Origin of the sequence: Micromonospora sp. NPDC047762 (genome assembly GCF_043204655.1) — a bacterium.
Lineage (GTDB): Bacteria > Actinomycetota > Actinomycetes > Mycobacteriales > Micromonosporaceae > Micromonospora.
Genome location: NZ_JBIDCQ010000007.1, coordinates 406531 through 429938, shown reverse-complemented (window position 1 = coordinate 429938; position 23408 = coordinate 406531). Strand labels below are relative to the sequence as shown.

Below are 23408 nucleotides of genomic sequence, written 5' to 3'. Positions count from 1 at the left end.
ACACCGTACCGGAGATCCGAAGACTGCTCACCGCACTCGCAGTGCAGTCAACCCACCCACCAGAGCACGTCTGGGTCTGGTCCCGATGGCGCCGCCGACGCCAACACCAAGCCCGAACCTGCCACTACCGACGACACGGCTACCCCTAACCAACTGCCGTTGCAGTATGAGAAGTAATGACGAGGCCCGCGAAGGGGTGGGCCCTCGACGTCTGCCTACGGCCGTCGGTCGGGGCTGATTCCCTGCACCGCCAATGCCAGCAGCCGATCCGCCTCCACGGCTGGGTTCCGATGGTGTTCCGTGGCGAGGACGATGCCGGTGACCAGCGTCAGCAGGCCTGCCGACGTCACGTCAGCCGGCGTTACGCCGGCCCTGATGGCCCGTTGCACCAGAGGTTCACCGGCGTCGGTGACGCGCACGCAGACATGTCCCTGATCTGCCGCTTCGCCTTCTGCGCGCATCCACGCCGCGGCCAATCCTCGCGTGGAGGTGGCGTATTCCACCAGTGCGGCGAGCCAGCCGAGCAATCCGGCCCGTGCGTCTTCAGTTCTGACCAGTTCGCGGGCGCGGGTATCCAGCGCCTCCATGTGCTCCTGGAAGACGGCGTCGAGCAGGGTGCGCCTGCTCGGGAAGTGCCGGCGCACGGTGGCTGACCCGACGCCGGCGGTGCGGGCGATCTGCTCCATCGACGCGTCCGCGCCGTGCGCGGCGACCTCCTGTGCGGCGACGCTGAGGATCAGCGCGTAGTTTATCGACCAGCTCGGCTTCGACACTGTCGACACCGGACCGCTCGCTGACAGCTGGCGCTTCGAGCCCGAGGCCGGCGCCTACACCACGATCTACCTCGCCGACCCTGACGTGCCGGTCGAGCAGATCATGCAGGCTCCCGCCGCGCCGCTGCCGATCGACAAACTGCGCGCCGCGTTGCAGGCCGCCGAGCGCACCTTCTAACCATCACTCAGACATGACCGGGCAAGGCCGAACACGATCTGGTGAAGGTCGCTCGTGGGCATCCTCGTGCCGCCGCTGGCGATGGTGGCTCTCCAGTTGCGTTGCCGGTGGCGGCCGGCGGCGTGTGGCTGGGGGCTGGGACCGGGCCGGTGCCGTCCCGGTGTCTGCCGCCGGAACAGCCGGCTCGATCCCAACCCTCGCTCGGTCACTTCTGACAGAATGCCGCGATGCCCATCGCGCTGCGGATGCCGTTGACGATGTGCTGCCGGAAATGTGCGTCGCCCACCAGCTCAGCGTCGGTCCAGGCCGCGATGTCGTGGCCGAGGGTCGTCAGCCAGGCCCGACCGCCGTCGTAGTACTGGCACCAGGAAACCAGGTGTTCCCTGCCGTGCCCAGGGTGGCCGAGGCCGCCCGTGGTGCCCTCCAACATGCTGGCTTCGTTGACGCGTAGCAGTGGCTGGACGTGGCTCGGCTCCGGGAAGAGGTTGTACCACTCATCCTTGAACTCCCACGTCCGAGGCAGGCTCTGGGTGGACGCGTCCCGCTTCGATTCCGTGAGTACTGTGGCGTTCTGGTGCCGGCCGTGGTCGTAGAAGTTCGTTCCACCGAGCAGACCCTCATACCACTTCCAGTGGTACTCCGTGCCGAAGGCGTTGTGGATGCCGACGAATCCGCCGCCGCCCCGGATGTACTGCATCAGCGCGGTCTGCGCGTTGTCGTCGAGCGTGTCCCGGGTGGTACTGAGGAAGATCACGGTGTGGTACGGGCGTAGTCGTCCGGCGGAGCTGAGCTGGCCGACATCCTCGGTCCAGTCGGCGGCGATGCCCGCCTCGCGCAGCCATGTTACGAGGTTGGCCTGGGCGACGTTGTCAGCGCCGAGTTCCGGGTTGAGCCCGGCGGGTAGGGCGGTGCCGAGGTGGGCGTGCCGTGGACCGGCCGTCCGGGTGTAGATCAACGCGCGGCGCGCCTGGCTCGGGTCGGCCCGGTCGCCCCAGTCGTTGTAGCACTTGGAACTGGTGCCCCGGCAGACGCCGTAGTCGAACATCGCCTTGAGCGGGCTGCTGGCGGTGCTGACGCCTCTGACCGAGCCGGCGGTGGCCGGCGGGCTGGCGGCGGAGGCGGTGGTGAGCGCGAGTCCGAGGACGACGGCGGCGGCGAGCAGGCTCATCGCGGTACGACGGGAGACTCTCACTGGTGTGCTCCTCTCCGATGTGGTGGATGGCGACTGCCAGTCAGGCCAGCCGTTTGCGGTCTCCCGGCCCCTGGAAGCCGGACCTGCTGTAGTAGCGCCGTACGTTGCCCCTGGCGTCGACCTCGAGGCTGTAGTGCCTGAGGAAGTCCCACAACAGCGGGCACTCCTCGGCCATCGTGTTGTGCGAGCGATAGTTGTTCCTGGTGAGCTTCAGCACCGGGATCGCGGTGTCGCGGTCGTGCCAGGCCCAGGTCTGGAATCGGTCGTGCCAGCCGCTGAACCTTCCGCCAAGGGTGTCGACGTCCGACAGTTGCAGCTCGTTGACCTGCAGGTGGTAGCGCGCCCAGTGGTCCAGGCCGTTCTGGGTGTCGTCCCACGGTCCGCCGGCGAGCGAGGTGAGGTCGCCGTAGCCGTAGATCTGGTAGTTGGGGATCACCTTGCCGCTGGCCGGATACTGCACACCGTCCATCGACACCGTGCCCGAGGAGTTTGGGGCGGCGGTGAAGGACGTCGACGCGACGGCAGCGAAGTACTCCGGGAACGCGATCGCGAGATTCTGGGTCACCGAGCTGCCCGCGGAGTGCCCGGTCGAGTAGAGCCGCGTCGGATCGACGGGGTACTGGCTCAGCATGACCTCGCGGAGTTGCCGGTAAAAGGTGACCGAGTCCCGATGGCTGACCGACACCGAGTTGTTGCTGTACTGCTCGCAGATGGTGACGAGGATGAAGCCCTCCTGCTCGGCGACCTTCCACCACTGGGTAGCGTCCTGGAACAGCTTGTCGGTCTGGCTGTTGCCGGGCCAGACGAACACGACGGGGGCCCTGCGACCCCATCGACGACGGGCCGACCGGGGGACGTGGACGAGGTACTCCCGGATGAAACCCTCGACCATCATCGTCCGGACCTGGATGTCCAGCCTGGCGAAGTCGGCACGCTCGAAGAGCTGGTTGCCGTACGCGAAGAAGTTCTCGTACCGGGTGTACGAGGTCAGAAAGGCAAGCAGTCGCTTCGTCGTCTGCTTCGACCGCCAGTCAGCCGTCCGATCCTGGACCGCGACCCGGGAAATCGGCCCGGCGTGGGACGTCATCCACCGGTTGGAATCGCGCCGCTGCCGGTAGACCGTGCCGAGCGTGCCGTCTCTGGTGCCACCGGGTGCGGTGTCGTTGGCCCGCTTCCAGTACTCCAGGCTGGCGCCGATGGACCGCTCGTCCGAGCCGATGTACCAGGTGGGTAAGACTGTCTCGTCGTACCTGACGAGGTCGAAGCCGTCGGGAAAGACGACCGGGGTGTAGGTGCCGTCGGTCTGACCGTCGAACACCCGGGCCGCCTGGGAGTCCAGGTAGGACGCTCTGAGGCCACGGGAGCCGACGTACGCCTGACTGATGACCCGCAGCGGGTGGGCGACGGCCCACGCCTCGAGTGCGGGTGCTCCTGAGTCGTAGCCGACGAGGTAGTGCAGGCCGAAGATGGAGAAGTAGGCGTTGTTCTGGAAGAAGGACATCGCTGCTGCGACGTAGCTGGCCTCCTGCTCGGCGCTGCCCCAGCCGTCGGGGCCGGGCTCGAGGACGTACACCCCTTCCTCCCGTTCGTCGGCAACGTCGTGCCAGGACGAGGTGCTCAGGAAGGCGGCCGTCTCGACACCTTCGGGAACCGCGATCACCGTGTAGTGGGACCTGATGGGTGTCTCCGGCGAGATGTACACCTTTGCGGTGCGTGTCACGCCGCCGACGTCGAAGGTCTTCGTCCAGTACCCGGTCATCTCCTTCGGGATTTTGTTGGCGCGGCTGTAGTCGTAGGCCGGGAACGGGCGGCCGTCGAGTGGTTGCGGAGTACCGAGGGGCTTCGATGGCCTCCTGCCCGCCTGCACTGCCGGCGTGCTGAAAGGTTCGGTCACCAGCGCCGCCGTCGCGGCGACGGCGGCGGTCCCTTGTAGTAGTTGGCGTCGACCGATCGTGCGCATGGTGGTGGCCCTTCCGCGTTGACGAACGAGGGCGGGTGGTCGCTGTGCCACAGTGGCGCCGTGTAAGGGCGATCCGCCGTCGGCTGGGCCCGCCAGCGTTGCTTCGGGCGGCTTCCGGGCGGTTCGCGACAGTGAGATCAGAGAGGTCCGTCTAGTGGACCGTTCGATCTGCTAGGCAGACCATATCGCTCGGCTGATCAGGCGGCAAGACCCCGTACCGGTTGGGTTCCGTCGCCCGGGAACGCCGTCGGGGTGCCGGACGGCCCCGTTCCAAATTCCGACACGCCGAGCCGTCCGTCAGACGCTGCCCGCGCCATCCAGGTGGGTCGGCTGAATCGAAGGGGGTATCGGCCCCTTGTTCCGTCGGCCCTGGCCGCTCTCCTCCCAGGCGTGCGCGAGGATCCCGACGCTGCGGGCGAGCACGAACAAACCCCTGGCCAGTGGTGCCGCAAAGCCCAACTCGCCGTACACGACGGCAGTGCAGCCGTCGATGTTGATCGGAACCGGGCGGGTGCGCCCGGTCGAGAGAGCGCGCTCGACCGCGCGGGCGGCCTGGAGAAAGTCACCTGCCACCACTTGGTCGGCGACCGCCAACTCGACCAAATCGAGCAGTGGATCGCGGCGCGGGTCGACGGTGTGGAACCGGTGACCGAAGCCGGGCAGGTACTTCGACCGGGCCTGCCACCGTGCGATGACCACCGCCGCGGCACGATCGGCGTCGGCCTCGTCCGTAGCCTCGCGCGTGATCTCGGCCAGCAGGTCCATGCACTGCTCGCCGGCTCCACCGTGCACGTCGCCCAGTAGGTTCACCGCGCTCGCGACCGCGTTGTTCAACCCGACGCCGCAGGTGGCGGCCATCCGGGCGACCGCTATCGACGGAGCGTGCGGACCATGGTCCACCGACGACACCAGGGCGGCCTCGAGCAGCTTCTCCTCAGCCGAGGTGGGTACGTCACCCCGGAGCATCAGCCAGATCATGCCCGTGAAACCGAGGTGGCCGATCAGGTCCTGGATCGGCCGGCCGCGCAACTCGATCACATTGGGTTCGATCCGGGACACGGCGGTGGACCACCAGTCCGACACGTCCTGGACCGTCGGGGCGGCACGTTCGTCGTTCATGACACGGTCTCCTCGTGGGCGGGAGTGTCGGCATGCTTCGGTGCGAGCTGCTCGTTGTGCTCGCCCAGGAGCGGCGGCGGCGCCTCCGGGTGGAGCGGTTGACCGTTGATGAGCACACCGTTGCCGCTGACCCGCAGGGTGCGGTTGGGGTCGCCCGGGAACTCCAGGTCCGTGAAGAAGCCACGATGCCGAAGTTGATCGAGCCGGACCGCCTGTGGCACCGTCAAAATGCGCGCTGCCGGCACGCCCGCTGCCGAAAGCGACTGCTCCCACTCCAGGGCCGAACATCGCTGCAGGGCGGAGTTGATCTCCCGGTTCAACTCCGCGCGGTGCGCCTTGCGTGCCTCCCGGTCGGCGAATCGCTGGTCGGTGACGAGGTCGGTCCGGTCGATCAGCCGGCACAACGTCTCGAACTGGGTCTGCCGGTTGGCGGCGATGTTGAGCGGGCCGTCGGCGGCGAGGAAGGTTCCCGATGGTGCGGCGGTGGCGTTCTGGTCACCCATCGGTTCGGGTGGGACGTCGCTGACGAGATAGTTGGAGGCCGCCCAGCCCATGGCCGACAGCGATGCCTCCAGCATGGAGACGTCGAGGAAGACGCCCCGGCCGGTGCTGGCCCGACCGGTGAGCGCCGCGCAGATCGACATCGCGGCGACCAGACCGCCGATCGAGTCGGAGACCGGAAAGCCGACGCGCAGTGGCGCCGTCTCCGGCGTGCCGGTGATGCTCATCATTCCGGACAGACCCTGGACGATCTGGTCGTACGCCGGAGCCTGGTTCATCGGTCCGGACTGACCGAAGCCGGAGATGGCGCAGTAGACGAGTCGCGGGTTGATCCGATGCAGGGTTGCCCAGTCGAAGCCGATCCGGGCGAGCACTCCGGCGCGGAAGTTCTCGAGCAGTACGTCTGCGTCCTGCAGCATCTCGTGGAACGTGGCCTGGTCGGCCGGATCCTTGAGGTCCAGCTCGACCGACTTCTTTCCGGCGTTCTGGGCGAGGAAGGACGCGCCGATTCCAGCCCGGTTGAGCGCCGGCTCGGGGCCGAGTCGACGGGCCAGATCGCCCTGACCCGGCTTTTCGATCTTGACGACCTCTGCCCCGAGCAGCAGTAGCTGATAGCTGCAGTACGGTCCCGCGAGAACGTTGGTCAGATCCAGGACCCGTACGCCGCGCAGCGGTCGGTCGTCCATGCGTTGCCCCTCGGTCGTGTGGGTGGCCCCGGTGGCCTTGTCGTGCCGTCGTCATGCGGCCGTCATGCCTCGGAAAGGGTTTGACACCGGCCTATTGCCAGGAGACTTTGCTGCCCGTACGTTACACGTAGTCCATACAGCGGTCCAGAAGTGCCACATAGTGGTTTAAGTGTGAGGAGCTTCGATGCTCGACAACCTGCTTCGGGTCAGTCCGGCAGCCGTCCCGGCCGGGTGTCTGATCGCAGGCGAGTGGCTGACCGAGGGCGAGACGGTCGATCGGGTCGGTCCGTGGGCGCGACGGGTCGTCAGCACGGCCCGACAGGCGGGCGACGACGACGTGGGCACCGCCTTGGCGTACGCGCGGCGCGGTGCCAGAGCGGTCGCCAGGATGTCGCCCGCCGCGCGGGCGCAGGTGCTGGAGAGGGCCGCCACGGCGGCGCTCACCCACCGTGACGACCTGGCCCGACTCCTCGCCCTCGAACTCGGCAAGCCCCTCAAGGACGGCCGTGGTGAGATCGATCGAGTGGCCGACACGTTCGTCGTCTCGGCCGCCGAGGCACGGCGCATCGGAGGTGAGGTGCTGCCGGTCGCGGGCTGGCCCCGAGGTGTGGGCACCACGGCCTTCACCCATCGGGCACCGGTCGGCGTCGCGTTGGCGATCACGCCCTTCAACGCTCCGGCGAACCTGCTCGCGCACAAGTTGGCGGCGTCGTTCGCGGCCGGCAACACCACGCTCGTGAAGCCGCCGCCGCAGGCCCCGGCGATCTCCACCGCGATCGTCGCGCTCCTGCTCGACGCCGGGTTGCCCCCGGAGGCGGTCCAGGTCCTGCACGGCGCCGGTCGCGTCGGCGGTGCGCTGTGTGCCGCCCCGGAGGTGGCCGCGGTCAGCTTCACCGGCAGCGCGGCCACCGGCGCGGCGGTCGCCCGTGCGGCCGGTGCGAAGCGCCTGGTCCTGGAGTTGGGTGGCAACGCGGCGACGATCGTGTGCGAGGACGCGGACGTGGCCACGGCGGCCCGGATCTGCGCGGCGACCGGTTACAGCAACTCCGGCCAGAGCTGCGTGTCGGTGCAGCGGGTCTACGTCCACCGTGATCGCTACGACGAGTTCCTCGACAGCTTCACCCGGGAGGTGGAGAAGCTGTCGGTCGGCGATCCGCTGGATCCGTCGACCGACGTGGGGTCGATGGTCGACGATCAGGCGGCCGAGCGTGTCGTCGCCTGGGCGACGGAGGCCGCTGCGGCCGGGGCGACCATCACCGTCGGCGGTCGCCGCAGCGGCGCCACGGTGTTTCCGACTGTTGTCGCGGCTCCGCCGTCGGATGCGCGGTTGGTCCGCGACGAGGTGTTCGGTGCGGCGGTCAGCGTGCTGGCCTACGACGATTTCGACGACGTCCTGGCCACCTGCAACGACAGTCGGTACGGCCTGCAGGCGGGCCTGTTCACGCACGACGTCCGTCGGATCATGACCGCGTGGCGCGAGCTCGAGGTCGGCGGCCTCGTCGTCAACGGATCGTCTAACTTCCGGCTCGACCACGTGCCGTTCGGCGGGGTCAAGGATTCCGGCTTCGGCCGTGAGTCGCCGCGCTGGATGATCGACGACTACACCGTGGTCAAGACACTTCTGCTCCGGGACATCTCCCTGTTCGGTGACGAGGAAGGAACGCGATGAGCGTCGACGAGACCAGCCGTACCAGCGTGGCCAGCGAGACGGTCACGGCTGCCGAGGCACTGGTGGCGCAGCTCGAGTCGTACGGCGTCGAGTATGTCTTCGGCACCTGCGGGCACACCAACATCGCGCTCCTGGACGCCATGGCCGGCAGCGGCATCACATTCGTCATCGCCCGTCACGAGCAGGCCGCGGCCCACGCCGCCGACGGTTACGCCCGGGCGACCGGCAGGCCGGGCGTCCTGCTGATGCACGTCGGCCCCGGGATGACCAACGCGGTGACCGGCGTGCTGACCGCGGCGCTGGACTCGGTGCCTCTGGTGGCGATCAGCGGCGACGTTCCCTCCTACTATCACGGTCGACACCCGCACCAGGAGGTCAACCTCCACCACGACGCCGACCAGACGGCGATCTACCGGCCCTTCGTCAAGCGGGCGTGGCAGGTGCACCGCGTGGAGGACCTGCCGCGCTACACCGAGCGCGCCTTCTGGACCGCCACCTCCGGGCGCCCCGGCGCTGTGCTGTTGAGCGTGCCGATGGACCACTTCTCGCGTCCGGTCCCGCCGACCAGCGCCACCGCATACCCGCTCGCGGCCCAGGAACGACCGAGCCTGCCGACCGAGGTCGTCGAGCGCATCGCCGACCTCCTGCTGGCTGCCGAGAAGCCACTGGTGTACGTCGGCGGCGGCCTGCGGCGCGGGGTCGCGGCGGACGCACTGCGGTCCCTTGTCGAGCATCTCGACATCCCGGTCGTGCACTCGCTGATGGCCAAGGGAACCCTCCCGGACAGCCACCCACTCCTGCTCGGCATGCCGGGCTTCTGGGGCCTGGAGATGACCAACTCCTACACCCGCGAGGCTGATGTCGTCCTGGCGCTGGCCACCCGCTTCGCCGAGACCGACGCCAGTTCCTGGGACCGCCGTTACACCTGGCAGTTCCCACCCAGTCAACTTGTCCAGATCGATCTGGATCCGGCGGAGATCGGCCGCAACTACCCGGTCACCATCGGTGCGGTCGCGGACGTGGCGCACGCCGTGCCGGCGATCGAGGCCGCTGTTCGCCAGCGGCAACCCACCCCACGGACCCGGGCAGGGCTGCGGGAGACCATCACGACCACCCGGCAGACCCTGTTCCGGGACAGCCAGCAGCGAGGGACCAGCGCGAACTTCCCGCTGCGACCCGAACGTATCCTCGCCGACCTCCGCACGGTCCTCCCGCCGGACGCGTACCTCGTCACCGACGTCGGGTGGAACAAGAACGGGGTGGCGCAGTGCTACGAACTGCCGGAGCAGGGGCGCTTCATCACGCCCGGCGGCGCCTCGACGATGGGCTTCGGACCGGCCGCCGCCGTCGGGGTCCAGATCGCCCGACCGGACAGCACCGTGGTGGCCCTGATCGGTGACGGCGGGATGGGAGCGCAGTTGCCAGCCATCCCGATGGCCGTCGAGCAGGGCGCCCCAGTGATCTTCGTGGTGATGAACAACCGTTCCCACGGCACCATCTCCGACCTGCAGGCAGCGAGCTTCGGCCGCAGCTACGGATGCGACTTCGTCGGGCCGGACGGTCTGCCCTACAGCCCGGACTTCGCCGCGTTGGGCCGCGCCTGCGGCGCGGACGGTTACACCGTCGACAGCGCCGATGCCTTCCGAGAGGCGCTCGGTGCCGCCGTCGCCGCGCGCCGTCCGGCGGTGCTGGACGTGCCGATGGTCAACGAACCTGTCCCGACCCCGGGGCACTGGAACATCAAGGACATCTACCAGGGAATCTTCGAATAGCAACGGTCGGCGTCGAGACGCGGCCGAGGAAAAGGTGACCGGATGACCCAGATCGATCGGAGAAACGTACTCAGGGGAGCGGGCCTCACGGTGGTGGCGGCCGGGGTCGGATCGACCGCTGCGCCGGCCGCGGCCACGGCCGGCGGGGGATCCGGCGGCGGCCGGTGGCCAGCGGCCGCCGACCTCGCCCGCTTCGACACCCCCGGCGACAAGGACTTTCCCAAGGTCGGGGGCAACCTCGGCAACCAGAACTACACATCGCTGCGCAGCATCAACAAGGGCAACGTCCGCCGGTTACGGGGCGCCTGGGTCAACCGGATCGAGGGCGGCCTCGCCAGCGGCAACAGCCAGAGCACGGCCGTCGCCGTCGACGGGGTGCTCTACATCGAGTCGGCGCCCGGCAACCTGATCGCGGTGGACGGGGTCACCGGGCAGACCAGGTGGCGCTACGACCAGACCCGGGGCGCGGTGACCCGGCGCGGCGTCGCCGTCGGTGGCGGGTACGTCTTCACCAAGTCCAACGAGAACTACGTGGTCGCCCTGGACCAGCAGACCGGCCAGGTCGCCTGGGAACGTCAGATCAACGGTTACGGCAACATCGAGAAGGTCGCCGTCGTCTACCACGACGGTCTGCTCTTCTGCGGCACCAACGACGGCCCGCGCGGCGCAGCCCTCGCCCTCGACGCCCGCAACGGCGACGTCCGCTGGCACTTCTGGGGCACTCCTGGGCCGGGCGAGTTCGGCAACGACACCTGGGAGGGCGACTCCTGGGCGGAGGGCGGGGCCACCCCCTGGATCCACCCGGCCGTGGACCCGGAGCTGGGCCTCAGCTACTGGACGTTCGGCAACGCCCGGGGCAACAACTCATCCCAGGACGGCTCCCAACGCGGGGGCATGAACCTCTTTGCCAACTCCATCGTCGCGCTCGACCTCCGTACCGGCGCGTACCGGTGGCACTTCCAGTCGGTCCACCACGACATCTGGGACATGGACAACGTGATGTCCCCGGTGCTCGCCGACGTCCGTATCCGGGGGCGCGAGCACAAGGTCGTCGTCTACGGAAGCAAGTCCGGCATGTTCTTCATCCTCGACCGGGTCAACGGGACCGCGCCGCTGGGCATCATCGAGCGGCCGGTGCCCCAGGAGCCGCGCCAGAAGACCTGGCCGACCCAGCCCTTCCCGCGACAGGGCGGCTGGACCGAGCAACGGATCGTGGACCAGCCGCTGGGCACCTCCGTCCCGGGCGACCCCAACCGGGCAGTGCCCAACTACGTCCAGGGCGCGCTCTACGACCCGCACTGGGAGACGCCGATCCTGTCGATCCCCGGGCACGGCGGCGGCGCCGACTGGTCGCACCTGTCGTTCAGCCACCGCACCGGGTTGGTCTACACCGGCTACGGGTACGTGGCTGCCGCGCACTCGCTGACCGAGAGCAGCAACGGACTGCGGCCCCCGGGGGAATACCAGACCGGCGGCGTCGTGGCCGTCGACGTGAGCACGAACACCGTGAAGTGGAAGCACCGGATGCCGTACTCGCTGGCCCATGGCAACGGCGTGCTCAGCACGGCGAGTGACCTGTTGTTCATCGGCCAGCCGGACGGCAACCTGCTGGCGTTGGACGCGCGCAGCGGTCGAGAGGTGTGGCGCTTTCAGACCGGCGCGGCGATCAGTTCCAGTCCGATCATGTACCGGGTCGGCGACAAGGAGTACCTCGCGGTCTACGCCGGTGGGACCAGCATCCCGTACGGGAACTCCGCCCCGCGCGGTGACTTCCTCTGGGCGTTCGAGATCGGTGGAGCGCTCGGCCCGGTGCCCGCGCCACCCGCGCCGGTGATCCGTCGGCCGGTGACCGGCGGCCCGGTCGAGGGTTCGTCAGTGGCCAACACGGTAGTGATCGGCCGGACCTACGACGCGGGTAACGGCACGATCGGTACGACCGAGTCGTTCGCGGTGGCCGGTATGGCGCCGACGCACCTCAGGGTGCCGGTCGGAACGTCGGTCACCTTCATCAACCATCCGGACAACGCCGGCCGGCGCGGTGTGACGCAGTTCTTCGAGGGTCTCTTCGACGTCCGGCTGGATCCCGGTGAGTCCTTCCAGCACACCTTCACCCGTGCCGGCGAGTACTTCTTCAACGACCCGGGGAGCCCACGCTCCACCGGCAAGATCGAGGTCTACTAGCACCGGTGCGGGCCGGCACGCTTCGCCGTGCCGGCCCGCACTCGGCCGTCCACGGGGTAGTACCTGAGATCCACGTGGCGGCACGTCGAGTCAAGGGGTGATGGTCATGCCAGACCGGCTGTTTATTCTCAACGGTCCGAACCTCGACATGCTCGGTCGTCGCGAGCCGCACATCTATGGTCAGGTAACCCTCGGGGAGGTGGAGTCGAGCTGCCGCGAGTTGGCCAGGGAGCTCGGGTTCGACCTCTTCTTCGGACAGTCCAACTACGAGGGACAGCTTGTCGAGTGGGTCCATGGGGCGTATGACGAGTCGGCCTCGGTGATCATCAATCCCGCTGGCCTCTCGACGCGTTCAGTCGTTCTCCTCGACGCGCTCCGCATGCTCTCGCGGCCGATCGTCGAGGTGCACCTCACGAACGTCTTCAGCCGTGAGGCCGTTTACCACCACGACCTGCTGACGGCGAGGGCGGCCGGTGGCTTCATCGCCGGATTGGGCGTCGCCGGCTACGGGTTGGCGATGCGTGGCCTCAGGATGTCGGAGATCCGGCGTGGCCAGGAGTCGCCCGCCCGGTGATCGATCCGCCCCGGGGTCGCCGACCCTTGACACGGCTCACCGCGGATGGCTAACTAACGTACTAGTTCGTATAACTGCGACAATGGGGTTCGACCTCGATGTACACCCCACCATGCGGGTCCTGTCGAGGCTGGCAGACCCGTGCAACGCGGCTGTGTCGCGCCCGGACTGAGCACCGAACTGCCGCCACGACGTGGTCTACGTAGGTGTTGGTGTTGCCCGGGTGTCACGCCGTTCGTGGCGGTGGGAAGGTGGTCCGGCTGTGCGTGGCCCGCGTGCGTCGACGGCCCCCCGCCGGTTGGCCGACCGGGCGCCGGTTGCCGTCGTCGTCCGGGGTCTCGGCAACGCGGTCGGCCGTGCCGGCGTGGCTGCCGGCTGGGCGTGTTCAGCCGCCGGCACCGAACGGGTGGCTGAAACCCTGCTCCACCATCTCCTGCGCTACCCGCCTCAGATCGGCGGCGAACTCGCTGACCCGGGCCTCGGTGAAGCGGACCGTCGGACCGCTGAGCGCGAGCGCCGCCACGACACTTCCGGACCGGCCGACAATCGGCACCGCCACGGCCGACAGCCCGTCCTCCCGCTCGCCGTGGCTCTCGGCGTACCCCTGCACCGCGGCCTCGTCGATCCACTCCTGGAGTCGTTTGACGTGACCGGGCCCGTAGGGCGAGAGCCGGGCGACTCGATCCAGGATGCCGGTACCCGCGTCGCGCAGCAGCACCTTGGCGGACGCCCCGGCCCACATTGGCAACTCGTCGCCGACGTGGACGACGTGGCGCAGCGGCTGAGGGCTCTCCTGCTGGGCGATGCACACCCGGTAGACGTCCCTGGCGACATAGACGTTGACCGTCTCGCGTCGTCGTGCGGCGAGCTCGCGCATCCTGCGCTGCGTGTCCGGCGGGAGTTCCCAACTGCGTCGAGCCAGGTGCGCCCAGCGCCACAGACCTGGCCCCGCCATGTAACCGCTGGTCGTGGCCCAGAGCAGCCCGCTCTGCTCAAGTGTCGAGACCAACCGCAGGACTGTCGTCTTCGCCAGGCCGGTCGAATCCACGATCTCCCGGATCGACACGGTGGGTCGGTCCTCCGTGAGCAGGGCAAGAATGTCCAGCGCGCGTTGGACGCTACGAACGCCCTGCTGGTCGGAGGACTCCACCGCCGACGCCTGCCGGGCGGGAATCCCTGGGTCCACGGGCTCCTTCACACTCATCCGCTCTCCTCGCGTCCGGGCTGGATCGTACCCAGCGAACGAGCGAACCGCCCAGCACCCCGCTACGACAGCCGGGTCGTCCGGGACCGCTGCCAATCGGTCATCTCTTCACGCAACCGTAACGGTCTGGACTCAAACACTTGCCAGGGCCGGGAGCCACCCGTACGTTACACCCAGTCCGCGAGGTGGTCCAAACGGTCCGACTGGCGGTTCGCAGCCTAGGGGGCGACGTGTTCGAGTCCCAGCCGCACCGTTCGAGTGGATCGCTGTCCTGCGCTGGTGCGGCACGACCCCAGGACCGACCGGCATGCGGCGCAGCCGCTGCTGTCGTCGGCAGCCTTCTTCGACCGAGAGCGAGGCCAACCGTGAACCGAGCACCCTCCGCCGTGGGCGCTGGTCGTCGGCGTGCCGATCACCGAGGAGGTGGCAACCGGTGAGCGCCGACGAAGCGCCGTCCGCCGCGACACCTCTCGCGGACACCCCTGGCAGCCCGGTGCCTCGCCGCGAGCCCACCGTGTTGCGCGTCTGGGCCTCGGCGGAACTCGCCGTCGCCTGCTCTGCCCTCGTGCTCATCTTTCTGAGCGTCCTCTGGCAGGTCGTCGGCAGGTACGCTCCAGCACTCAACTGGCCGGGAGCCGGCGAGCTGGCCAACTACTCACTGATCGTGCTGACCTTCATCATGGTCGGCTACCTGATCGGCAACAACGGCCACATCACCATCCAGATCATCGACTACGTCGCGAAAGGGCGGGCGCTCGTCGCCGTCAAGATCCTCTCAGCGGTCTTCACGGCGGTGATCTGCGGGCTCCTCGCCTTCGAGGCCTACTCGCTGATCCAGGCATATCCCACCCGGCGGACGGCGGCGCTGGGAATCCCCTTCTGGTCGCTCTATCTGATTCCACTGCTCGGCTTCGTCTCGGGCGCGGTGCGGGCGATCGTCCGGATCTTCCGCGCCAACCAGGACGACGTCATCTTCGACGCGGCGGAGGCACGATGATCCTCGAGCTGTGGATGGTGGCTCTCGTCATCGCCTTCCTCCTGCTGATCCGGGTGCCGGTCGGGCTGGCGTTCATCGGCCCGAGCCTGTGGTGGGCGATAGCCGACGGACGGTCCAGTGGGTTCGCACTGAAGACGACCTTCGACGGACTCAACAGCTTCCCGCTCCTTGCCGTTCCGTTGTTCATCCTGGTCGGAGTCCTCGCCAACCGGTTCGGCATCGCCGACCGGCTCTACGAGTTCTGCCTGGCGGCGTTGGGACGGGTGCGCGGCAATCTGGCGTACGTCAACGTCGGCTCGGCGGTGGGCTTCTCCTGGATGAGCGGCTCCGCGCTCGCCGACGTGGCGGGCCTGGGGAAGATGCAGATCCCGCAGATGGTGAAGGCGGGCTACCCGTACGGGTTCGCCTCCGGGTTGACGGCCTCGTCGTCCTTGATCAGCCCGGTGATGCCGCCGAGCATCCCGGCCGTCATCTACGCGGCCACCGCGACGATATCGACCGGTGCCCTGTTCGCGGCATCCGTCGTCCCCGCGTTCCTCATGGCGTTCGGTCTCTGCGTGTACGTGTTCATCTGGTCCGCCCGGCGTCGCGACCTGACCACGGTGCCGTTCGACCGGCAACGGTTCACGAAGGCGGCCGTCGGCGCGGCCGGAGCCGCACTGACTCCGGTCATCCTGCTCGGGGGCATCCTCTCGGGGACGTTCACGCCGACCGAGGCCGCTGCGGTGGCAGTGCTCTACATGCTCGTGCTGGGCGCCGCCTACCGCCGGCTGACGCCGCGGTTGCTGCTGCAGAGTCTCCGGGAGACGGCCGCCATCACCGGCGGTATCTCGCTCATCCTGGGTGCGGCGGCGTTGCTCGGCCTGATCCTGACGCGTGCCCACGTGTCCCGGGACGTGGCGGCCTTCCTCACCACGGTCTCTGAGAACCCGCTGATCTTCATGCTCCTGGTCAACGTGATCCTGCTGATCCTCGGCGCGCTTCTCGACGCCACCGCCGTCATCCTCGTCACCGTTCCGGTACTCCTGCCGATCGCGCTCGACCTCGGCATCGACCCGGTGTACTTCGGCGTGGTGATGATCATCAACCTGATGATCGGTCTGCTGACGCCGCCGGTGGGAAGCGTGCTGTACATCACCAGTTCGGTCACCGGCAAACCGGTCGACGTCGTGTTCCGAGGTATCGCACCGTTTCTCATCCCGCTGTTCGCCGTGCTCGCCCTGATCACCGCGTTCCCCCAGGTCTCGCTGGCGCTGCCGAAGTTGCTCGGGTTCTGACCCGGATGGAAGCCCGCTGTCACCGCCTACCGCCGCTACCGCCGAGAGAAGAGGAAAAACCATGCACCGAAAGCTGACCGGGTGGCGTCGCGTCGCCGTAGCCGTCGCCGTCGCCATGCCCGTGGTCCTCACCGCCGGCTGTGCCACGGAAAACAACGCCCCGGCCGCCGAAGGCGAGAACCCCCGACTGACGCTCAAGATCGGTAGTTCTCAGCCGGAGGCCCAACCGAACTTCTACTGCGGGATGAAGTTGCTCAAGGAGCGGATCGAGGCGCAGGACCTCAACGTGACCCTGGACCTGTTCCCCAACAGTCAGCTCGGCCCCGACGCGGAGCGTTACGCGAGCGTCCAGGCCGGTGACATCGACATCGACCTGCAGGGCGGCTCGGCCATGTCCACCGCCTTCCCCAAGATCGGTGTCCTGGACGCGGCGTACGCATTCAACGACATCGACCACTTCTTCAAGTGGGTCGACTCCGACGGCAAGCAGTTCTTCGAGGAGTTCAACGGGGCCACCGATACCACGATCGTGGACGCCTGGTACTTCGGCATGCGTACCTTCACCGCGACCGCCCCGATCCGCAAGCCGGATGACCTCGGCAGTCTGAAGATCCGCTTCCCCAACACGCCGCAGTTCCTCGCCAACGCGAAGGCCCTCGGTGCCAACGCCGTCGCCGTCGCGGTCGAGGAGCTCTATCTCGCCCTTCAGCAGGGCATCGCACAGGGCCAGGAGAACCCGGTGGTGGCGACCCGGGCCCAGAAGTTCGACGAGATCCTCAAGGTCGCGAGCCTGACCAACCACCAGGTCGGCACCCACTACGTCGTGATGTCCGACAAGACGCTCGACAGGATGAGCCAGCCCCAGAAGGACGCGCTGTTCAAGGCCATCCACGACGTTCGCGCCGAAAACCGCAAGTGCGTGGACGACGAGACCAAGAAGGTTCTCGACGGGTGGCGTGGCGCCGCTGGACACACCGTCGTGGAGATCGACCAGATCGACCGCGCGGCCTTCATCAGCAAGGCAGAAGCGTTCTTCAACAGCCACTTCAAGGGCGCGGACCTGGCCCTTTACCAGAGCATCCGGGCGTCGTCCTGATCGCGGCCGTCTCCTCCGGGAGGGCTCTGGAGAATGGCCGCCCTCCCGGAAAAGACGCTGACGGGCCGAGCGGCACCACGGCCCCGTGACCACAGTGCTCGACCGGGTTGGCGGCCGCTGACCCGGGTGGGCAGTTTCCAGGAGGAGCAATGTTGGCCCGGTCTGACGCCGCGAGAGTCCTGATCGGACTCGTGGGCGAAGGTATCCAGCAGTCGCACGCGCCTCTGCTTCACGAGCGAGAAGCCCACCGGCAGGGCATACCGCTGATCTACACCATCATCGACGCCGCCGAGCACGGGCTGACCGCGAGCGACCTGCCCGACATCCTGAGGTGGGCGCGCCTGCTCGGCTATCGCGGCCTCAACGTCACGCACCCGTTCAAGCAGGAGGTCGTCCGCTACCTCGACCACCTCTCCACCGAGGCACGGCTGCTCGGCGCGGTCAACACCCTGGTCTTCGATGGCACCAGGGCCTGCGGATACAACACTGACTCGTCCGGGTTCGCCCGTAGCTTCGCCCGGGAGTTCGCGACCGCCCCGCGCCGGCTGGTCGTGCAACTCGGCGCCGGGGGAGCGGGCGCCGCGGTCGCCCATGCGCTGTTAAGCCAGGGCGTACGGCGGTTAGCACTGGTCGATCTCGATCCGACGAAGGCGATCCAGCTGTCGGAGACGCTCACCTCCCAGTTCGGCGCCGGACGTGTCGAGGTGGGTCGGATGGACCAGTTGACGGCCACCCTCGCGAGGGCGGACGGCCTGGTCAACGCCACACCGATGGGGATGGTGCACCACCCCGGCTCGCCGGTGCCCGCCGCCGATCTGCGGTCGGACATGTGGGTGGCGGACATCGTGTACCGCCCCGTCGACACGGCGCTCCTGCGCGCCGCGCGGGCTGTGGGCGCACCGATCCTGCACGGCGGCGGTATGAACGCCTACCAGGCGGTTGCCGCGTACGAGCACTTCACCGGTCGACCGGCGGACGCCGATGCGATGCTCGCCGACTCGGCCGAGCTGTTGGACGCGGGCCTCTGACACCGAGTTCCGGGCCAGACGTGCCGTCCGGTGGCACCGGCGCTCATCGCGCCGTCAGGTACTCCAGGACCACGTCACCGAGCATCCGCCGGTAGTGATCACTGCGCTCAGGGGCGAGCAGGTCGCGGTCAAAGATCGCGTTGAAGGTGAATCGGTTGGCGATCCGGAAGACGCAGAAGGAGCTGATCAACATGTGGACGTCCACCGGATCCACACCGTCGCGAAATTGTCCCCCGGCCTGGCCACGTCTGAGTATGCGGGCCAGCACGTCGAGGGCCGGGCTGGCCAGCCGGCCCAGTTTGGCCGATCCGGCGATGTGTTCGGCCCGGTGGATGTTCTCGATGCTGACCAGCCGGATGAAGTCGGGATGTGCCTCGTGGTGGTCGAACGTCAGGGCGGTCAGCCGCACGATCGCCTCGGTAGGGTCGAGGTGATCGACGTCGAGCTCCTGCTCGAGCGCGCGGATGCGCAGGTAGGCGCTTTCGAGCGCCGCGACGTAGAGCTGCTCCTTGCCGCCGAAGTAGTAGTAGATCATTCGCTTCGTCGTGCGGGTCTTGGCAGCGATCTCGTCCACCCGGGCGCCGGTGTACCCCTTGTCGGCGAACTCCCGGGTGGCGACCGCGAGGATCTCGGATCGCGTGCTGTCGGCGTCCCGCGTAGGCGGCTTGGGCGAGACGGCTCCGGACGGCTGAGTGCGCACCGCACCTCCCTGTCGTATGGCAACACTGTAGGTCGCTGTCGCGCGTCTTCCCGGGGACGCTCAGCGGGAGTATAAGTAACTAACTAGTACGTTCATGATTCGGCCCGGTCGGGTCGACCCGCTCAGTGCAACGAACGGCCGGAACCTCGCCCGGATCGACGCCGATAGGGGGCAACTTTCATGCGCACCATGGAGACCGACGGCGCACCGCAACGGCACGGAGAGCAGGTGGGCAGCGATCGGCTCTGCATCGCCACCGTCTGTCTGTCGGGCACGTTGGAGGACAAGCTGGCGGCAGCCGCCGCAGCCCGTTTCCAGAGCGTGGAGATCTTCGGTAGTGACCTCGTCGCCTCGTCGTGGTCTCCGACCCGCGTTCGGCGGGAGTGCGACCGGCGCGGCCTGTCGGTCGCCGCCTACCAGCCGTTCCGGGACTTCGAGGCGGTGCCACCTGACGTGTTCTCGGCCAACCTGCGCCGGGCCGAGCGGACGTTCGACGTACTGGAGCAGCTCGGTGCAGCCACGTTGCTGCTGTCGTCGTCGGTTTCCCCCGACGCGGTCGATGACGACGACCTGGCCGCCGAGCAACTGCACGTGCTGGCGGAACAGGCGGCCCGGCGCGGAATCCGCGTCGCGTACGAGGCGGTCGCCTGGGGGCGTTTCGTCAACACCAACGCGCATGCCTGGCGGATCGTCCGCCGCGCCGACCACCCCGCTCTGGGGCTCTGCATCGACAGCTTCCACATCCTGTCCCGGGGTGAGGACCCGTCGACGATCAGGGTGGTCCCCGGTGAGAAGATCTTCCATCTGCAGCTCGCGGACGCCCCACGACTCACCATGGACCTGGTCGAGTGGAGCCGTCATCACCGGCTCTTTCCCGGTATGGGAGCGTTCGACCTGGCCGGGCTCGTCGGGCACGTGCTGACCACGGGCTACGACGGCCCCCTCTCCCTTGAGGTGTTCAACGACGTCTACCGCCAGGCGGATCCCCGCCATGCCGCCATAGACGGCATGCGGTCGTTGCTGACCCTCCAGGAGACGGTGGCGACGGCAGGCCCGGCACGGGCTCGCGAACGACTCCGGCTCTCCAGCCTCCCGCGCGCCCCGCAACTCGGTGGACACGCGTTCACGGAAGTCGCGGTCGATGACATCTCCGGTCCGAACGTGGCCCGGGCGCTGGCCGGTCTCGGCTTCGTGCATGCCGCGCAACACCGCTCCAAGCCGGTCCAACTCTGGCAGCAGGGCACCGCCCGCATCCTGCTGAACTTCGGCGCGCAACGGATCGTCGCACCCGGAACCGCCACGATCTGTGCCCTCGGAGTCGAAAGCGCCGATCCGGCCGGGGCAGCGCAGCGGGCCGAGGCCCTGCTCGCACCGGCGCTACCACGGCTGTACGAGCCGGGCGAGGCGGAACTCACCTCGATCGCGGCGCCCGACGGCACCGCCGTCTTCCTGGTCCAGAGCGCTGCCGAGGGTGGATGCTGGCTCGACGACTTCACCGCCACCGGCCACGCACTGCGTGCTGACGCTCTGGTGACCAACACCGACCACGTATCCATCACCGAGTCGCTTGACGACTTCGACGAGGCAGCCGTCTTCTATCGCACCGTGCTCGGGTTGACGGCCGAGCGTACGTCCGAGATCGCGGCGCCCTTCGGGCTGATCCGCAGCCGGGTCGCCACCGACCCCACAGGTCAGGTCCGCATCGCGCTCAACACGGCGCCGCTGCGTCGCGGTGACTGGGCACCCACCATCCCCAGCCCGCAACACGTGGCGCTGCAGACCGACGACATCATCGCCAGCGCCAAGGCGATGCGTGCGCTCGGCGCGCCGGTGTTAAAGATCCCCGACAACTACTACGCCGACCTCGACGCCCGGCTGTCCCTTCCGGCGGCGCGGCTGGCGGCACTCCGTGACCACTCGATCCTGTACGACCGCGACGAGCACGGTGAGTACCTGCACTTCTACACCGAGATCCTCGGCTTCCGCGTCTTCTTCGCCGTGGTGCAGCGCGTCGACGGATACGCCGGCTACGGCGACCCCACCAGCGTCCCCGTACGGATGGCGGCCCACCGCGAGCGTCGCCTGCTCTCGCTACGGGAGGCGTCGGCCCCACGGCCGGAGCAGCGGCACGACTACTCACTGGCACACCTGACCGCGTTGAGTCTCTCGCCGCCCGAACTGGTGGAGGCCGCTGCCGACGCCGGGTATCGCTTCGTCGGGCTGCGGCTCAACCGGGTCACACCGCAGGAACCGCACTACCCGCTGGCGACCGACCCGGGCCTGATGCGAAGCACCAAGGTGCGGCTGGCGGCGACCGGAATCGAGGTCCTCGACATCGAACTCGCGCGATTCAGCCCGGACAAGAACCCTCGGGACTACCTGCGCTTCCTCGAAGCAGGCGCCGAACTCGGGGCACGACACGTCATCACCCAACTGCCCGACCCCGATCGGGCCCGTAAGATCCACCGGTTCGCCGAGCTGTGTGAACTTGCCCGGCCGTTCGGTCTCACCATCGACCTCGAATTCCCGTCCTGGACGGAGACCCCGGATCTGCGCGAGGCGACACGGGTGTTGCGAGCTGCCGACCAGCCAAACGCCGGCATTCTGGTCGACCTGCTCCACTTCGCCCGTTCCGGGTCGAGCATCGCCGATCTACGGCAGCTTCCCGCGCACTGGTTCCACTTCGTCCACGTGTGCGACGCGCCTGCCGGCGTGCCCCCGACCACCGACGGCCTGATCCACACCGCGCGGTTCGAACGACTCTCGCCCGGTGAAGGCGGCATCGACGTGCACGGCATCCTCGACGCGCTGCCGCCCGGGCTGCCATACGCGCTGGAGATTCCGCGCGCGACACTCGTCGCCCAGGTCGGTGCGAAGGAGCATGCCCGCCAGGCGGTCAGCGCCACCCGGGACTACCTCGAGGACACGGTCGCCCGGCGGCAGTCCGCCGCTGACGCCTGACAGCGCTGCCACCGGAGAGGCAGCAGGGGAGGGACCGCTGGGGAGGTGACGTGGGTCGGCGGCCATCGGCACCAGCGATGCCGTTGCCGGCACCGCCGCCGCTAGCGGCACGGGAGGGGTGGCAGCGCCGGAATCGCCTGGTAGAGCACCTCGCGTAGTCGCTCGACGTTCGCGGCGAAGATGCGTAGCACCGCTGCGTGGTTGACCGCGTTGGCCGCGTCGACTCCGGCGTCAAGGTCGGTCACCAGGGCGATTGGGGTGTAGCACAGCTCCAGCTCACGGGCGATCGCTTCTGGGTGCCCAGTCATGTTGATCAGCTGCCAGCCCTGGTGGGCGGAGAGTGCTCCCGGTGGTCGCGGCACCGGGGCCGCCCGGGCTGGCATGAGGGCTATTACCTTTCGATGTTCGGCAGCGCATCAGCGAGGTGCCGGCCGGATGCCGGGTAGATTCTCCTGGCGCATGCTCGGTGGACGGCTGTGCGACGATCGGTCCGTGGATTCCAGCATCGACGCCGCCTTGGTGTCAGCGACACAAAGCGGAGATTCGGACGCGTTCGCCGTTCTGGTCGGCCCGTTGCAGAGGGAGCTGCACGCGTACTGCTATCGGATGCTGGGATCCGTCCATGACGCCGACGATGCCCTGCAGGATACGCTGGTCCGGGCATGGCGGGCGTTCGGCCGATTTGAGTTTCGTGGATCGGTACGGCCTTGGCTGTACCGGATAGCCACCAACCGGTGTCTGTCGATTCTCGACCAGCGGGGGCGTCGGGCATTACCGGTTGACCTCGACCGCTCGGTGGGGAGCGACGCCCAGATTGACTGGCTCGAGCCTTACCCAGCCGATCGCCTAGATCCGGGACAGCGCTTGGTCGCGAGGGAGAGCATCGAGCTTGCCTTCGTTGCCGCGGTGCAGCGGTTGACCGGTACGCAGCGTGCTGTGCTCCTGTTACGGGAGGTGTTGGGCTTCACCTCTCGTGAGGTTGCTGACCAGCTCGATACTACTGTGGCTGCCGTCAACAGCGGGTTGCAGCGTGCTCGTGCCGCTCTCGATCCGGCGCTGCCCGCCGCGACGCAGCGGGTGACCACCCGTCAAATGGGCGAGGCCGCGGTTCTCGAACTGGCCCGACGGTACGCACAGGCGTGGGAGGCGGCCGACATCGACACCATCGTTTCGATGCTGACCAACGACGCCCGTTACTCCATGCCGCCGGTGCCGACCTGGTTCGTGGGCCGGCAGGAGATCCGCGATTTCTTGCTCAGCGGCCCGCTGGCTTGTGGCTGGCGGTTCGTGACCACCGAGGCCAACGGTCAGCTGGCGTTTGGCACGTATCGCTGGGACAGCGCCGCCGCCGCGTACCGTCCGGGCGGCCTGGACGTTCTGACGCTGCGTCGAGACGGTATTGCGGAAGTCGTCTCTTTCCTCGAAGCCGACTTCGCCGCGCACGGCCTGCCACCCAGCCTGCCGGCCTGACACGCAACATCTTTGCTCAACCGCGATGAATTCGCTGCCTTCGCCGGGTTGTACCGGTGAAAGGAGGCAC

Annotated in this window: 18 protein-coding genes; 10 read left to right on the top strand and 8 right to left on the bottom strand. The window is 68.2% G+C overall.

Annotation, left to right across the window (positions count from 1 at the left end):
- Positions 1–215 precede the first annotated feature (215 nt).
- The 5 genes from ACGF3C_RS23315 to ACGF3C_RS23295 form a co-directional block, all read right to left on the bottom strand.
- Positions 216–773 carry a TetR/AcrR family transcriptional regulator gene (locus tag ACGF3C_RS23315; protein WP_357223075.1) on the bottom strand — a complete coding sequence of 186 codons (558 nt, stop codon included), beginning with the start codon at positions 771–773 and terminating at the stop codon, positions 216–218.
- 383 nt (positions 774–1156) lie between these two features.
- Positions 1157–2143, bottom strand: a complete 987-nt coding sequence (locus ACGF3C_RS23310) for a ThuA domain-containing protein (RefSeq protein ID WP_393225111.1) — start codon at positions 2141–2143, stop codon at positions 1157–1159.
- 40 nt (positions 2144–2183) lie between these two features.
- Complete coding sequence (locus tag ACGF3C_RS23305; protein ID WP_393225108.1) at positions 2184–3902, bottom strand: hypothetical protein; 1719 nt, start codon at positions 3900–3902, stop codon at positions 2184–2186.
- Positions 3903–4400: 498 nt separating this feature from the next.
- Positions 4401–5222 carry a citryl-CoA lyase gene (locus ACGF3C_RS23300; protein ID WP_393225105.1) on the bottom strand — a complete coding sequence of 274 codons (822 nt, stop codon included), beginning with the start codon at positions 5220–5222 and terminating at the stop codon, positions 4401–4403.
- Positions 5219–6409: a CoA transferase gene (locus ACGF3C_RS23295; protein ID WP_357232145.1), complete on the bottom strand. Its 1191-nt coding sequence runs from the start codon at positions 6407–6409 to the stop codon at positions 5219–5221. Before ACGF3C_RS23295 ends, ACGF3C_RS23300 begins: the two co-directional genes overlap by 4 nt.
- A 184-nt stretch (positions 6410–6593) precedes the next feature.
- Here ACGF3C_RS23295 and ACGF3C_RS23290 point away from each other — a divergent pair, with 184 nt between their 5' ends.
- The 4 genes from ACGF3C_RS23290 (at position 6594) to ACGF3C_RS23275 (ending at position 12605) form a co-directional block, all read left to right on the top strand.
- Positions 6594–8078, top strand: coding sequence for an aldehyde dehydrogenase family protein (locus tag ACGF3C_RS23290; RefSeq protein ID WP_357232142.1), 1485 nt, complete (start codon positions 6594–6596; stop codon positions 8076–8078).
- On the top strand, positions 8075–9850 hold the full coding sequence (locus ACGF3C_RS23285) for a thiamine pyrophosphate-binding protein (RefSeq protein ID WP_393225102.1): 1776 nt from the start codon (positions 8075–8077) through the stop codon (positions 9848–9850). The genes ACGF3C_RS23290 and ACGF3C_RS23285 overlap by 4 nt, the downstream gene beginning before the upstream one ends.
- 42 nt (positions 9851–9892) lie before the next feature.
- A complete protein-coding gene (locus ACGF3C_RS23280) occupies positions 9893–12031 on the top strand; it encodes a PQQ-binding-like beta-propeller repeat protein (protein WP_393225099.1) in 2139 nt (712 codons plus the stop codon).
- Between the two features lie 106 nt (positions 12032–12137).
- Entirely contained in the window at positions 12138–12605 is a 468-nt protein-coding gene (locus tag ACGF3C_RS23275; protein ID WP_357229774.1) for a type II 3-dehydroquinate dehydratase, read from the top strand.
- 385 nt (positions 12606–12990) lie between these two features.
- Here ACGF3C_RS23275 and ACGF3C_RS23270 read toward each other — a convergent pair whose 3' ends face one another.
- Positions 12991–13809: an IclR family transcriptional regulator gene (locus ACGF3C_RS23270; protein ID WP_357229772.1), complete on the bottom strand. Its 819-nt coding sequence runs from the start codon at positions 13807–13809 to the stop codon at positions 12991–12993.
- 433 nt (positions 13810–14242) lie between these two features.
- On the opposite strand from ACGF3C_RS23270, the gene ACGF3C_RS23265 reads away from it, so the two are divergent.
- From ACGF3C_RS23265 to ACGF3C_RS23250, 4 genes are all read left to right on the top strand, one after another.
- A complete protein-coding gene (locus tag ACGF3C_RS23265; protein WP_357229770.1) occupies positions 14243–14806 on the top strand; it encodes a TRAP transporter small permease subunit in 564 nt (187 codons plus the stop codon).
- Positions 14803–16083 carry a TRAP transporter large permease gene (locus ACGF3C_RS23260; RefSeq protein WP_357229768.1) on the top strand — a complete coding sequence of 427 codons (1281 nt, stop codon included), beginning with the start codon at positions 14803–14805 and terminating at the stop codon, positions 16081–16083. The genes ACGF3C_RS23265 and ACGF3C_RS23260 overlap by 4 nt, the downstream gene beginning before the upstream one ends.
- Positions 16084–16144: 61 nt before the next feature.
- Positions 16145–17179 carry a TRAP transporter substrate-binding protein DctP gene (dctP, locus tag ACGF3C_RS23255; protein WP_357229766.1) on the top strand — a complete coding sequence of 345 codons (1035 nt, stop codon included), beginning with the start codon at positions 16145–16147 and terminating at the stop codon, positions 17177–17179.
- Between the two features lie 149 nt (positions 17180–17328).
- Complete coding sequence (locus ACGF3C_RS23250; RefSeq protein ID WP_357229764.1) at positions 17329–18207, top strand: shikimate dehydrogenase; 879 nt, start codon at positions 17329–17331, stop codon at positions 18205–18207.
- Positions 18208–18250: 43 nt separating this feature from the next.
- On the opposite strand, the gene ACGF3C_RS23245 is transcribed toward ACGF3C_RS23250, so the two are convergent.
- Complete coding sequence (locus ACGF3C_RS23245; protein WP_357229762.1) at positions 18251–18907, bottom strand: TetR/AcrR family transcriptional regulator; 657 nt, start codon at positions 18905–18907, stop codon at positions 18251–18253.
- 180 nt (positions 18908–19087) lie between these two features.
- Between ACGF3C_RS23245 and ACGF3C_RS23240 the strand changes: the two genes are divergently transcribed.
- Complete coding sequence (locus tag ACGF3C_RS23240) at positions 19088–21868, top strand: TIM barrel protein (RefSeq protein ID WP_357229759.1); 2781 nt, start codon at positions 19088–19090, stop codon at positions 21866–21868.
- A gap of 101 nt (positions 21869–21969) precedes the next feature.
- Here ACGF3C_RS23240 and ACGF3C_RS23235 read toward each other — a convergent pair whose 3' ends face one another.
- Positions 21970–22251 (bottom strand): hypothetical protein, encoded by a 282-nt coding sequence (locus ACGF3C_RS23235; protein WP_393225091.1) that lies wholly within the window; start codon positions 22249–22251, stop codon positions 21970–21972.
- A 76-nt stretch (positions 22252–22327) separates the two neighbouring features.
- Here ACGF3C_RS23235 and ACGF3C_RS23230 point away from each other — a divergent pair, with 76 nt between their 5' ends.
- Positions 22328–23338: a sigma-70 family RNA polymerase sigma factor gene (locus ACGF3C_RS23230; RefSeq protein WP_393225155.1), complete on the top strand. Its 1011-nt coding sequence runs from the start codon at positions 22328–22330 to the stop codon at positions 23336–23338.
- Positions 23339–23408 lie beyond the last annotated feature (70 nt).